At 55.5% G+C, this 12,665-nt stretch carries 21 protein-coding genes; all 21 read right to left on the reverse strand.

Going from position 1 to position 12,665, the window contains the following annotated elements:
* Window position 1: 1 nt before the first annotated feature.
* Window positions 2-490, reverse strand: coding sequence for a hypothetical protein (locus ACR3EJ_RS00560; RefSeq protein WP_170478247.1), 489 nt, complete (start codon window positions 488-490; stop codon window positions 2-4).
* Window positions 491-996: 506 nt separating this feature from the next.
* A complete protein-coding gene (locus ACR3EJ_RS00565; protein ID WP_170703704.1) occupies window positions 997-2,502 on the reverse strand; it encodes a glycosyltransferase family protein in 1,506 nt (501 codons plus the stop codon).
* A 175-nt stretch (window positions 2,503-2,677) separates the two neighbouring features.
* Window positions 2,678-2,866 carry a 50S ribosomal protein L30 gene (rpmD, locus tag ACR3EJ_RS00570; RefSeq protein ID WP_008757946.1) on the reverse strand — a complete coding sequence of 63 codons (189 nt, stop codon included), beginning with the start codon at window positions 2,864-2,866 and terminating at the stop codon, window positions 2,678-2,680.
* A 12-nt stretch (window positions 2,867-2,878) separates the two neighbouring features.
* Window positions 2,879-3,448 (reverse strand): 30S ribosomal protein S5, encoded by a 570-nt coding sequence (rpsE, locus tag ACR3EJ_RS00575; protein WP_010437107.1) that lies wholly within the window; start codon window positions 3,446-3,448, stop codon window positions 2,879-2,881.
* Window positions 3,449-3,564: 116 nt separating this feature from the next.
* Window positions 3,565-3,924 (reverse strand): 50S ribosomal protein L18, encoded by a 360-nt coding sequence (rplR, locus tag ACR3EJ_RS00580; RefSeq protein ID WP_010437103.1) that lies wholly within the window; start codon window positions 3,922-3,924, stop codon window positions 3,565-3,567.
* Window positions 3,925-3,935: 11 nt separating this feature from the next.
* Entirely contained in the window at window positions 3,936-4,469 is a 534-nt protein-coding gene (gene rplF / locus ACR3EJ_RS00585; protein WP_010437101.1) for a 50S ribosomal protein L6, read from the reverse strand.
* Window positions 4,470-4,481: 12 nt separating this feature from the next.
* On the reverse strand, window positions 4,482-4,874 hold the full coding sequence (rpsH, locus tag ACR3EJ_RS00590; RefSeq protein ID WP_010437099.1) for a 30S ribosomal protein S8: 393 nt from the start codon (window positions 4,872-4,874) through the stop codon (window positions 4,482-4,484).
* Between the two features lie 13 nt (window positions 4,875-4,887).
* The gene (rpsN, locus tag ACR3EJ_RS00595; protein WP_010437098.1) at window positions 4,888-5,193 is read right to left on the reverse strand and encodes a 30S ribosomal protein S14; all 306 of its coding nucleotides are present in this window, start codon (window positions 5,191-5,193) and stop codon (window positions 4,888-4,890) included.
* 19 nt (window positions 5,194-5,212) lie between these two features.
* The gene (gene rplE / locus ACR3EJ_RS00600) at window positions 5,213-5,773 is read right to left on the reverse strand and encodes a 50S ribosomal protein L5 (RefSeq protein WP_170544316.1); all 561 of its coding nucleotides are present in this window, start codon (window positions 5,771-5,773) and stop codon (window positions 5,213-5,215) included.
* On the reverse strand, window positions 5,766-6,077 hold the full coding sequence (gene rplX, locus ACR3EJ_RS00605; protein WP_010437096.1) for a 50S ribosomal protein L24: 312 nt from the start codon (window positions 6,075-6,077) through the stop codon (window positions 5,766-5,768). The genes rplE and rplX overlap by 8 nt, the downstream gene beginning before the upstream one ends.
* A gap of 2 nt (window positions 6,078-6,079) precedes the next feature.
* Entirely contained in the window at window positions 6,080-6,448 is a 369-nt protein-coding gene (gene rplN, locus ACR3EJ_RS00610) for a 50S ribosomal protein L14 (protein ID WP_008757934.1), read from the reverse strand.
* Window positions 6,449-6,524: 76 nt separating this feature from the next.
* Window positions 6,525-6,755, reverse strand: a complete 231-nt coding sequence (rpsQ, locus tag ACR3EJ_RS00615) for a 30S ribosomal protein S17 (RefSeq protein ID WP_170351678.1) — start codon at window positions 6,753-6,755, stop codon at window positions 6,525-6,527.
* A 4-nt stretch (window positions 6,756-6,759) separates the two neighbouring features.
* Window positions 6,760-6,966 (reverse strand): 50S ribosomal protein L29, encoded by a 207-nt coding sequence (rpmC, locus tag ACR3EJ_RS00620; protein ID WP_010437082.1) that lies wholly within the window; start codon window positions 6,964-6,966, stop codon window positions 6,760-6,762.
* A 430-nt stretch (window positions 6,967-7,396) separates the two neighbouring features.
* Entirely contained in the window at window positions 7,397-8,017 is a 621-nt protein-coding gene (locus ACR3EJ_RS00625) for a 2OG-Fe(II) oxygenase family protein (protein WP_170544318.1), read from the reverse strand.
* 40 nt (window positions 8,018-8,057) lie between these two features.
* Window positions 8,058-8,606 (reverse strand): amino acid synthesis family protein, encoded by a 549-nt coding sequence (locus tag ACR3EJ_RS00630; RefSeq protein ID WP_170544320.1) that lies wholly within the window; start codon window positions 8,604-8,606, stop codon window positions 8,058-8,060.
* A 160-nt stretch (window positions 8,607-8,766) separates the two neighbouring features.
* Window positions 8,767-9,180: a 50S ribosomal protein L16 gene (gene rplP / locus ACR3EJ_RS00635; RefSeq protein WP_010437070.1), complete on the reverse strand. Its 414-nt coding sequence runs from the start codon at window positions 9,178-9,180 to the stop codon at window positions 8,767-8,769.
* A 12-nt stretch (window positions 9,181-9,192) separates the two neighbouring features.
* Window positions 9,193-9,903 carry a 30S ribosomal protein S3 gene (rpsC, locus tag ACR3EJ_RS00640; RefSeq protein WP_010437060.1) on the reverse strand — a complete coding sequence of 237 codons (711 nt, stop codon included), beginning with the start codon at window positions 9,901-9,903 and terminating at the stop codon, window positions 9,193-9,195.
* Entirely contained in the window at window positions 9,903-10,283 is a 381-nt protein-coding gene (gene rplV, locus ACR3EJ_RS00645; RefSeq protein ID WP_008756532.1) for a 50S ribosomal protein L22, read from the reverse strand. The genes rpsC and rplV overlap by 1 nt, the downstream gene beginning before the upstream one ends.
* Before the next feature lie 3 nt (window positions 10,284-10,286).
* Complete coding sequence (gene rpsS, locus ACR3EJ_RS00650; RefSeq protein WP_010437056.1) at window positions 10,287-10,565, reverse strand: 30S ribosomal protein S19; 279 nt, start codon at window positions 10,563-10,565, stop codon at window positions 10,287-10,289.
* Between the two features lie 3 nt (window positions 10,566-10,568).
* Window positions 10,569-11,411 carry a 50S ribosomal protein L2 gene (rplB, locus tag ACR3EJ_RS00655; RefSeq protein ID WP_008757664.1) on the reverse strand — a complete coding sequence of 281 codons (843 nt, stop codon included), beginning with the start codon at window positions 11,409-11,411 and terminating at the stop codon, window positions 10,569-10,571.
* A gap of 242 nt (window positions 11,412-11,653) precedes the next feature.
* Window positions 11,654-12,661, reverse strand: coding sequence for a hypothetical protein (locus ACR3EJ_RS00660; protein ID WP_170544322.1), 1,008 nt, complete (start codon window positions 12,659-12,661; stop codon window positions 11,654-11,656).
* Window positions 12,662-12,665: the final 4 nt, after the last annotated feature.

Here is a 12,665-nt window from a genome sequence, read left to right on the forward strand (position 1 = left end):
CTCAAAACTCCACGAGATGGTTGCTTGTTACGTCGATCTCAACTCCGCTGAATGTATTGCGTAAAAACTGCATTGGCATCAGATCAACTGCTGGAACTTGCACTGATGCAGTCGCCATCTTGAACGATTTTGACACATCAACAGTGACATTGGCACCCAGGTGCGACAGCTGGTTCGATAAATCTAGTTCTGCTTCTGCATCGTCGCGGTAAAGACCCAGTGAGTGCTCTCTCGATACCGTTTGGACAACGCGCAAAATTAATGATTCCTGCACAAAAACCATCGAGACATTTAAGGCGAAAATCATCAAGAAAAAGAACATCGGAATCCAGATCATAGCCTCTACAGTGAAAGAGCCAGACTCGCAGTTCCAGAATTCCGACATGCGCCGCTTCGAGTTAGAGAATATTTTTTCGTGCAGTTTTGACATTGAACAACTTTTTACACTAGCTACTTCACAAACTGCACCTTGGTTTGCAGTTTCAGCCATTTCTCGGTCCTTTCTCAACAAAGACTCTTTGGTCGAATCGTCTTCAACCCTGACTTGCAGAGAGAGTTTGCCCGAAAGCTATTAAACACCATTTGAACACACCGTTCATATTCAATTAACATTGAGTGTTTTTCGTGCACAATTAACCGTGTTCATCAAAGTTTTCTGCTAAAAACGCTTGATTTCCTAAGGTTATCGAAGTTCCGAGAAATCTCTTTTTTTATCGGTTCGCCCAGTGAATTATTAGTCTGGCGACCTTGGAGCGCACTCAATCCACTTGGCAGGAATTGACCGAGGCGTGCACAGAATAGGTGTCAATCAAACTATCGTTCCGATGAAATGTAACCGTCATCATCATGGGTATTAGTCGTGTGCGGTGCTTCGGTGTGTAGGCTGATTAGGTGTACTCACGCCACGGGCAGACGATCCGAGGGCATCTCGGCCTGCAAAGAGATGGTGCACAGGCAAACAGCGCAGGTGCCGAATGTATTGGCCGTTATGCCTTATCATTCGGAGATTGCCTGGCGATAACGGGAAGCCGTCCAAATATGAAATCCGCCGCCCACAGGTTCGGTTGTTACACCCTCGAAATGCGGACTGAGCAGGTCGATCTCAGATTTCAGACACAGGCCACGTATCCGCCCACCCTTGTATTTGCGCATGTCGCGTGTAAGCGAGTCCACGCTGCGCAGATAGATATGCTGCCCCGGTCCGGCCTTGGGCGCATGAACGTGCACCGCGCCACGGGGGAAGTTCCGATTTTCGAGCCTGCAGAAGATTGCCGTCTCACCAGATTCAAAGCTGTCGTTTAATTGCCCAAGGATCTCGGCGATAGGCATGCCGTAGTCCCGCGACTTCGATTGCGCCAGAACCTCGACCGGTCGCAGCGGACCGCCCAGTGCAACAACAACCAGAACCGCTGCAATGCATCCGATCACAGGGCGTCGGCAGATGTAGAAGATCAACCACGCCGCGCCGACGCACAACAAAGGCAAAATCGTGAGTGTATAGCGGTCATAAACGCTGTCTTGGGCAAGGATCATGATCAAAACAAACAGGACCGCGATCGAGGACATGGCGAAATAGGCCGATGTCCTGTAGATGAACGGAATCATCAGTAGACCTGCCAGACCAGCCAGCCGTATCACGGGCTCGTCATACAGGATCAGCGTGTCGAAACCGGAGATGGTTCTAGACACGAACTCCAGGTTTTCGGGGATGAAGCGGTTGATCATCTCACCCTCGATCGACCCGCTGAGCCTATCCTGCCCCCAATATTTTGCATGCTGGAAAATCTGCCAGATGAACCCAAGGAAAAATGCAGCGAGAACCGAGTACTGAAAACGTCGATTCCGGGCGATGTCTCGCAGTTTGTCCCCATGGAACCGCGAGGTCAGCGCCACACCAATCAGAGCGATCAGCAGAAATCCCAACGGTGTCGGACCCTTCTGCAAACCCGCCAGAAGAACTGTAATCGGGAATGTCGGCCAATAGCGTGGGTTCTTGAGCGACAAGAACAACGACAATACACCAAGCGTTACAAAAAAAACCGCACCCGCATCCAGCATCGCCGAGGTTGAATATTGCCAGAATTGATCGGATGTGGACAACAGCAACACCGAGATCGGCATCAGCCAAACCTGACGCGGAAACATAACATAGGCGAGCGCTGCGGTGGCTATCATCGCTCCGGCTGCAAAGATCAGAGAGGGTATGCGCAGCGCGATCAGATCGGTCAGACCTGCCTGGATCAGTCCCGCGGACATCCAATATTGCAGGGGCGGCTTTTCGAGTGAGGGTTTGCCAAGGCTGTAAACTGTAAACCAGTCCTGAAACGCCGCAAAACCCAGGGTTCGGTCATGGGTATAAAACTCGTCATAGCGCCACAGATCCCCGCCGCCGAGGTTCTGCGCGTGCCAGTATGCCGCGGTGATGACGATGCAGATACAGGCCAGCACCGCATAGCCAAACCCGTTTTGAAATTTACTGCTCTTGAGCTCAATCTGCGTCATTTTTTTTTAAAATCAATGTTACTTTTGGGATTCACGGGTCTCTGCGCCAGTTCAGCACAACCCATGGGATTGATGATACGAAAAACCCAGAACCAGTTCGATGGTTAGGTGGCCGGAATATAAAAAACGCCCCCGATCCGGTCAGGGGCGTTCTTATTCCACAAAGAAATCGCGCTCAGCCGCGTTCTTCGATGATCTCTACCAGATGCGGGATCTTGTTGACCATGCCGCGGACAGAAGGAGTGTCCTCCAGCTCACGGGTTTTGTGCATCTTGTTCAGGCCCAGACCGATCAGGGTTGCGCGCTGTTCGGCGGGGCGGCGGATCGGGGAGCCGATCTGCTTGACGACGATGGTTTTTGCCATGGGTCGTTCTCCTTATGCTTCTGCTTCAGCAGCAGCTGGTGCTTCTTCCCGCTTGGGCAGGATGTCGGCAACCTTTTTGCCACGACGTGCGGCAACCGAACGCGGGCTCTGCTCTTTCTGCAGGCCGTTGATGGTGGCGCGGATCATGTTGTACGGGTTCTGCGAGCCCAGCGACTTGGACACAACGTCCTTGACGCCCAGCATTTCGAACACGGCACGCATCGGACCACCGGCGATGATACCGGTACCTTCAGGTGCGGTCCGCATGACCACTTTACCAGCGCCGTGACGGCCCTCGATGTCGTGGTGCAGAGTACGACCTTCGCGTAGTTGCACGCGGATCATCTGACGCTTGGCTTGCTCGGTCGCCTTACGGATGGCCTCAGGTACTTCTTTCGCTTTACCTTTGCCAAAGCCGACGCGGCCTTTCTGATCGCCGACAACCACCAGAGCGGCGAAGCCAAAGCGCTTACCACCTTTTACGGTTTTCGACACGCGGTTAATTGCGACCAGACGATCTGCAAATTCCGGTGCTTCTTCACGGTCGCGGCCACGGCCCCGACGGTTTTCACGTTCTGCCATTTGGCATCCCTTTTCTCATGTGGCGCTTATGGCGCCGTTTTCTTCAATCCAAGTGAGCCCCGATTGTCGCCGAGGCCCCCGGATCATCGGGGCGGATCGAAACCCGCCCGCAGGTCTTAGATCTTCAGACCACCTTCACGCGCGGCGTCGGCAACTGCCTTCACCTTGCCGTGGAACAGGAAGCCACCACGATCGAAATAGGCCTCTTCGACGCCTGCCTTCTTGGCACGCTCTGCGATGGCCGCGCCGACTTTGGTCGCCGCTTCGACGTTGTTCTTGCCGACAACACCCAGATCTTTTTCCAGGGTCGAGGCAGATGCCAGGGTCACGCCACGTACGTCGTCGATCAACTGAACAGAGATGTTCTTGTTCGAACGGTGTACGGACAGACGCGGACGACCCGCGTTGACCTTGCGAAGTTTGTTCCGAACGCGCAGGCGGCGCTTCAGAAACAGGGTTCTTTTGCTGTTTGCCATTGTTTGCGTCCTTACTTCTTCTTGCCTTCCTTGCGGAAGATGAACTCGCCCTTATAGCGGATGCCCTTGCCTTTGTACGGCTCGGGACGGCGCCATTCGCGGATTTTGGCCGCGACTTCGCCCACCTGCTGCTGGTCGATACCTTCCACAACGATTTCGGTCTGCTTCGGCGCGGTGATGGTGACACCTTCCGGAGCAGTGAAATCAACATCGTGGCTGTAACCGAGGTTCAGCTTCAGGGTGTTGCCCTGCATCTGAGCCCGGTAACCAACACCCTGGATCTCCAGCTCTTTTTTGAAGCCGTTTGTCACGCCTTCAACAAGATTGGCAACCATAGTGCGGCTCATGCCCCACTGCTGGCGCGCGCGCTTGGACATCCCACGAGGGTTGATCTGCACAACGTTGTCTTCGACCGACAGCGTTACGTCATCGGTTGCGGTGAAGCTACGGGTGCCTTTCGGACCTTTCACTTCGATGGTCTGACCCGACACAGAGGCGGAAACGCCGCTGGGCAGCTCGACCGGTTTTTTACCAATACGAGACATTGACAGACCTCCTTAGAAGACGGTGCAGAGCACTTCGCCGCCAACATTGTTGGAGCGAGCGTTTGCGTCCGACATCACACCTTTCGGAGTGCTGACAATCGACACGCCCAGACCCTGACGGACCTGCGGGATGTCATTGACGCCCATGTATACGCGACGACCGGGTTTTGAGACCCGCTTCAGTTCGCGAATAACAGGGGTGCCTTCGTAGTATTTCAGGCTGATTTCGATGGCCGGATGACCGTTTTCACCGGTCGTCGCTTCGTAGCCACGAATGTAACCTTCGTCCGCCAGCACGTCCAGAACCCAACCGCGCAGCTTGGAAGCCGGGGTGGAAACGGTGGACTTGCCGCGCATTTGCGCGTTGCGGATACGGGTGAGCATATCGCCGATAGGATCATTCATATCTATGTCTCCCTTACCAGCTCGATTTCACCATGCCGGGGATCTGACCAGCAGAACCCAGCTCGCGCAGCGCGATACGGCTGACCTTCAGCTTACGGTAGTAAGCGTGAGGACGACCGGTCAGCTGACAACGGTTGTGCAGACGGGTTGCCGAGCTGTTGCGCGGCAGTTTCGCCAGTTTCAGACGCGCTTTGAAACGCTCTTCCATCGGCTTGCTCTCGTCATTCGCGATTTCTTTCAGCTCGGCACGCTTTGCGGCATATTTGGCCACCAGGCGTTCGCGCTTCTTTTCGCGTTCGATCATTGCTTTCTTAGCCATGTCTCAATCCTCCCGGCGCTTACGCGTTGAACGGCATGTTGAACGCTTTCAACAATGCCTTTGCTTCAGCGTCGGTTTTCGCTGTGGTGGCAATTACGATATCCAGGCCCCAGACCTCGTCGACCTTGTCGAAGTCGATTTCCGGGAACACGATGTGCTCTTTCATGCCCATGGCAAAGTTGCCACGACCATCGAAAGACGGCTTAACACCGCGGAAGTCACGAACGCGAGGCATCGCGATAGTGATCAAACGATCCAGGAATTCGTACATCCGGTCACCGCGCAGGGTCACTTTCGCACCCAGCGGCATGTCTTCACGGACGCGGAAACCCGCGATCGACTTCTTCGCCTTGGTTGCAACGGCCTTCTGGCCAGCAATCGCAGTCAGATCCTCGACAGCAGCTTTCGCTTTTTTCGAATCTTTGACAGCCTCAGCACCACAACCGATGTTCAGAACGATTTTTTCCAGCTTGGGCAGCTGCATGTCGTTCTTGTAGCCGAACTCTTCTTTCAGAGCGGCACGGATGGTTTCGGCGTACTGAGCTTTCAGACGCGGGGTGTAGGTTGCGGTATCAAGCATCGATCACGTCCCCTGTGGTCTTGGCGAAGCGCACCTTCTTGTCGCCTTCCATGCGGAAGCCAACGCGGGTTGCTTTGCCGTTTTTGTCCAGCAGTGCCAGGTTCGACAGCTCGATCGGGTTTGCCTGAGGCAGGCGACCACCTTGCGAGGTTTGCGACTGACGGGTGTGGCGGATGGCGATGTTGATGCCATCAACAACAGCTTTACCGGCTTTCGGGTCAACCGAGGTGATAGTCCCCTCTTTGCCCTTGTCCTTGCCGGCCAGCACGACGACCTTGTCGCCTTTGCGGAGTTTAGCAGCCATGATTACAGCACCTCCGGAGCCAGCGAGATGATTTTCATGAAGTTCTTGCCGCGCAGTTCGCGAACAACGGGGCCAAAGATACGGGTACCGACTGGCTCGTTGTTGTTGTTCAGGATGACGGCGGCGTTGCGATCGAAACGGATCGCGGTGCCGTCTTCGCGACGGACTTCCTTGGCGGTGCGTACGACGACGGCCTTACGGACGTCACCTTTCTTTACGCGGCCGCGTGGGATGGCTTCCTTCACCGAGACAACAATGATGTCGCCAACGGAGGCGTATTTACGCTTGGAACCACCCAGGACCTTGATGCACTGAACTCGGCGTGCGCCGGAGTTGTCAGCGACATCCAGATTGGTCTGCATCTGGATCATGTGGTTTCTCCCGACCTGTGGGGGCTGGTCTTGTTAAATCCCCCAGGGTTTCGACAAATGGAAAAATCCCGGAAGCTTACGCCTCCAGAACTTCCCAGCGTTTCGTCTTCGATTTCGGCGCGCATTCGATGATGCGGACTGAGTCACCGACCTTGAAGGCGTTCTTTTCATCGTGAGCCCGGTATTTCTTGGACTTACGGATGGTTTTCTTCAGAACCGGATGCGTAAAGCGGCGCTCGACGGAAACGGTTACGGTCTGTTCATTGGCATCGCTGGTTACGGTGCCGGACAGGATACGCTTGGGCATAGGATTACTCCTCCGATGCCGCGGCAGCGGCCTTTTCGTTCAGAATGGTTTTAACGCGGGCAGCATTGCGGCGGGCCGCTTTGATGCCGGCTGTGTTTTCCAGCTGACCGGTTGCCTGTTGAAAGCGCAGGTTAAAGCTTTCTTTCTTCAGGTTGGCCAGTTCCTCGCGGAGCTGGTCCGGGGTCTTGTCACGCAGTTCTTGGGCGTTCATCGCCTTTTTCCTTTGCTCAAAACACCAGAAGGCCCCGTATACGGGTCACCTTTGACCTGGTGGATGAATGATAGACATACGAATCGCCCGACTAGGCCGGGAGATCGCAAGATGCCGCTCTATAGGGGTTTGGGGTGTAGGTGGCAAGAGGAAGTTTGGAAGCCAATCAGAAATCAGTCTGCGCGCAAATTTCCACTATGCCGAGCATGCATTTAAAGCAGTCCAAGAATCAAAAAACGTGGCAACAAATACCAGGACCCAAATTGCACCTTTGAATCTGGGTAAATAATGCAAATTTGATCGCTACAGAACTGCAAGCAGGCTTTCTTTCAGCTTCCAACCAGAGCGGCGCATGTTCAAAAAGCAAAGGACGAAAAAGCCACCCCAAAACACCGGAGTGCAAGCACTCACAGCCTCTGCAAGACAGCTGTTACTCCCACTTGTAGTTAAAGCTAACACTGATCCGCTCTTCCTCGGCCATGTTCATCGGCACCTCGTGGCGCAGCCAGCTTTCCCATAGCAGAACGTCGCCCACCTGAGGCTTCATGTAAATGAACGGCTGCAGATCTCGCCGCCCACCTTTCAACCGTGTCGGTGCGGCCATCATACGGCCAGAACGCGGATCTTCGAGCTTCAACGCACTCGCCCCTTCGGGCATCGCCACATAGGTCGTACCCGAGATCACGCTGTGCGGATGCAGGTGGCTGGAATGCATGCCGCCTTCGGGCAGGATATTGATCCAGAGGTCTTCCAGCTTAAGCTCTCCCTCGCCCAGATCAAACGCCAGATCTTTGGCAAAGGCCGCGACGTGCTGGTCCAGCGCCTTGACAAGGTCAGCGAAGATCGGGAACCGCCATGGCAGATCGGTCAGAGAGGCATAGCTGGTGTAGCCGGGATAGCCGTTTTCCTCGCACCATTCCTGCCCGGCCTCATCATCCTCGGCGATGACAAGGCAAGAGCTTTCCAGTTCCTCCGGGTCGATCTTGGGATCGAACTCGGACAAAGCGGCGCGGTATAGACGGGTAACGAAGAGCGATTCAATCTGTGCCATGGGCCGGGAATACCCCAGCCCTTTCGGCAAGACCAGACGCTTAGCTTTTGATGGGCCCTTTGCCACAGCGCGGGATCGGGCGACCGCCATCGGCATAGGCGATGCACAGCACGATCTCATCCGGTTTCGGCGCGTCTGGAACGTTTAGCGTCATCGTGTCGAAATGATCGAACGACCACGGATTGTCCTTGTGCCCCAGCGGCAGATCAATCGCGCAACCCGGCGCGCCCAGCTTGGCGTTCGAGGGGATCACCGCCTCACCACCGCCGACCGCCGCGCGCATGGGAGCGCCGAGCTTGGGGTGGATCACCGCCCCGCCCTGCTCGAGGTCGCCGTTCATGCCGATGATCGCTGCCTTGCCATATGACACCGGCGCACCGTCCAGTTGCGAGAGCGCATCAGCCGCAAGGTCAGGGCCCAGAAGGGCTCCGATTTCAAACAGCTCGGAAAGATCATCCGAGAAGCGTCCGGCCCGAGGGTTCTGTATCACCGCCAACGCGGCAACCCGACTGATCGGCTCACATGGCTGGCCCAGCTGGTCGGTGGTTATGACTTCTTTGACGAACATCTTTTTGCGTAGCTGCACCATATGCCCCTCCCATTCCTACCGGGCAGCCTATGGGCCTCGCGGGTTGAGGTCGACTTTTTTCGCGACCTGCATCATCAAAAGCGGACGAGCCAAAAGAAAACCCCCGCCGGTGTCCCGACGGGGGTCGATCTTGTCACGAGCGGAGTTGCCCCCGGATCGCTTACCAGTCTTCGCGGATCACAACGCGGGTCTTGATCGGCAGCTTCATCGCAGCCAGGCGCAGGGCCTCACGGGCGATGTCGTCATTGACGCCGTCGATCTCGAACATCACGCGACCAGGCTTGACTTTGCAGGCCCAGCGGTCGACCGAACCTTTACCTTTACCCATACGAACTTCGATCGGCTTTGCAGTGACCGGAGTGTCGGGGAAGATGCGGATCCAGACACGACCCTGACGCTTCATGTGACGCGTCATGGCACGACGTGCAGCTTCGATCTGGCGTGCGGTTACACGCTCAGGCTCAAGAGCTTTCAGGCCGTAGGTGCCAAAGTTCAGATCAGAGCCGCCCTTGGCGAGACCCTTGATCCGACCTTTGTGCATCTTGCGGAATTTAGTACGCTTTGGTTGAAGCATATCTTTCCCTCCTTAGCGACGACCGCCACCAGCACCACGAGGTGCAGGGCCGTCCTGGAGTTCCTGTGCTTTACGGTCACGTGCCTGCGGATCGTGCTCCATGATCTCACCTTTGAAGATCCAGACCTTGATCCCGATGATCCCGTAGGGAGTCATCGCTTCGGCATGTGCGTAATCGATGTCGGCGCGCAGGGTGTGCAGAGGCACGCGGCCTTCGCGATACCACTCGGTCCGTGCTATTTCAGCGCCGCCCAGACGACCAGCGACGTTCACCCGGATACCCAGGGCGCCCATGCGCATGGCGTTCTGAACCGACCGCTTCATCGCGCGGCGGAACGAGACACGGCGCTCCAGCTGCTGAGCGATGGACTCGGCAACCAGCTGCGCGTCAAGCTCGGGCTTGCGCACTTCGACGATGTTCAGGTGCAGTTCGCTGTCGGTCATCAACGCGATTTTCTTGCGCAGAACTTCAATGTCCGCGCCTTTCTTGCCGATGATGACACCCGGGCGTGCGGTGTGGATCGTTACGCGGCACTTTTTGTGCGGACGTTCGATGATCACACGGGCAACACCGGCCTGCTTGCACTCTTTGTTGATGAACTCACGGATTTTCAGATCTTCCAGCAGAAGATCACCGTAGTCCTTGGTATCTGCGTACCAACGGCTGTCCCAGGTGCGGTTGACCTGAAGGCGCATGCCGATCGGATTGACTTTATGACCCATTAGGCTTGCTCCTCAACTTGACGCACCTTGATGGTGATCTCCGAGAACGGCTTCAGGATTTTCCCGAAACGGCCACGGGCCCGCGGGCGACCGCGCTTCATGACCAGGTTCTTGCCAACCCAGGCTTCGGCGACGATCAGCTCGTCGACATCCAGGTTGTGGTTGTTCTCGGCGTTGGCGATTGCAGACTGCAGGCACTTCTTGACGTCCTGCGCGACACGCTTGTTCGAGAAAGTCAGATCGGTCAGAGCCTTCTCAACTTTCTTACCGCGGATCATCTGCGCAACCAGGTTCAGTTTCTGCGGGCTGGTACGGAGCATGCGGGTTTTCGCCATTGCTTCGTTTTCGGCCACGCGGCGGGGGTTCTTTTCCTTGCCCATGACTTACTTCCGCTTCGCTTTTTTGTCTGCGGCGTGACCGTAATAGGTACGAGTCGGCGAATACTCACCGAACTTCTGACCGATCATGTCTTCCGAGACGTTGACGGGGATATGCTTATGGCCGTTGTACACACCAAAGGTCAGACCCACGAACTGGGGCAGAATGGTGGAACGACGCGACCAAATCTTGATGACTTCGTTGCGGCCCGACTCGCGCGCTGCTTCGGCTTTTTTCAGCACGTAAGCATCGACGAAAGGACCCTTCCAAACAGAGCGAGACATAGATTAACGTCCCTTCTTCTTGGCGTGCCGCGAGCGGATGATCAGCTTCTGGGACGCTTTGTTCTTGTTGCGGGTACGCTTACCCTTGGTGTCCTTACCCCACGGAGTAACCGGTGTACGGCCACCCGAGGTACGACCTTCACCACCACCGTGCGGGTGATCGATCGGGTTCATTGCAACACCACGAACCGACGGACGAACGCCTTTGTGGCGCATACGACCGGCTTTACCGAGGTTCTGGTTGCTGTTGTCGGGGTTGGACACGGCACCGACGGTGGCCATGCATTCCTGACGGACCATGCGAAGCTCGCCCGAGCTCAGACGGATCTGAGCGTAGCCGCCATCGCGACCAACGAACTGAGCGTAAGTACCGGCCGCACGTGCGATCTGACCGCCTTTACCAGGCTTCATCTCGATGTTGTGGACGATGGTACCAATGGGCATGCCCGAGAACGGCATTGCGTTGCCCGGCTTGATGTCCGCCTTGGCGGATGCCACGACTTTGTCACCAACAGCCAGGCGCTGCGGAGCCAGGATATATGCCTGCTCGCCGTCTTCGTATTTTACCAGTGCGATGAATGCGGTCCGGTTCGGGTCATATTCGATCCGCTCGACGGTTGCCGCGACATCAAATTTGTTCCGTTTGAAGTCAACGATCCGGTAGAGACGCTTTGCGCCACCGCCGCGGCGGCGTGAAGTGATCCGTCCGGTGTTGTTCCGGCCGCCCGATTTGGTCAAACCCTCAGTGAGAGACTTGACCGGACGTCCTTTCCAAAGCTCCGAACGGTCGATCAGCACCAGCCCGCGCTGGCCCGGCGTCGTCGGCTTGTACGACTTGAGTGCCATGCTTTCTGTCTTCCGTTTAGCAAGTGCAGGGGGTTTCCCTGCTATGTGATAGGCCCCCGCAGGTGCCAAGGGTATAGGGCCCCGAAGGTCCCCGGTTACAAATATCAGAGGCCCCGGAACGAATCCGAGGCCGTAAGATTGGGAGCATGTAACAAAAGGAATAAGCCGCGTCCATAGCTCAGAGTGCTTTTTTTAATCCCAAGTGCCGATGCGCGTTAACCGTTATTGACTGGGCGATTGGATCATTCGAGCCATTGCTGTGGATCAGTTTCCAATATCCATGGCGCCCTTCGGTAAACCGCATGCTTGAACTTTTTAATATAGTCCTCCGGCGCGACAATCCCGGTCCCGCGTGCAATCGAAGACCCCTTTTGAGAATCAGTACACATTATCGCTTCCAGAGCCGATGTTTCCAATTGGGGTAGGCCAATTGCATTTCGTAGTCTTTCCACTTGTTCATGCGGCCTTTCGACAAGTGACCGATAGTCCAAGACATGCGCAGCGAGACCCCGCGATTTGGCAAGACGCATGTTTTCCACATGTTCAATGAGAAGCTTAGCCAGCCGAACTGGCCCAATACTCCAGTGCCTGCGACGTGAAATGGCCCATTCAATCGGATCGCGCACCAGAAAGAAGCTAACCGAGTCGCGGTGGTGTGAAGAAATGTCTTCACAGATCGGATTAACTTCCGACCTAAATTTCACACCAAATTCCGATGCACCTGCAGCCCGCGTCTTATCTGCAAGATCTACAAGGGCAGCTCGGGTGAGGGAACGAAATCGCCTGGGCGAAGCCTGAAGTTTCGGGCTGATCGCCAGATTGGTGAACGAATCCGGCTCAGACCAGGTCATAAGACCTGCCGCTTCACACACTTTGGAAAACAAAGTCGAGCCACAACGTCCGATAGAAAAAATGAATATAGGACGCGCTGCCATCGGTCTTTGCCAAAACGTTAGATCATCAAACTTCACCGAAAAACCCTCTTGGGCATTTTTTCGGATCCCTTGGTAATAGAAAGGATCGGATGCTACGGCGCTTTCGTTTGCTGTCCTGCACCAAAAAGCCTCTCCTTTTTCAGCATCGAAATGATGCAGATGAAGATTTGTGAACTCGTCAGTGTGCAACAAAGTTGGCCCTTTGTCTTCAAGCACCAGAACATTACGGGAAGATTTTGCCGTATCCCTTCCGCGTGATCCGACTACACGGTATCGCCGAGCGGGAACCAGCAAATCCTGAGAGTTAGCAGTCATTGGC

Source organism: Ruegeria sp. AB11, assembly GCF_056536325.1.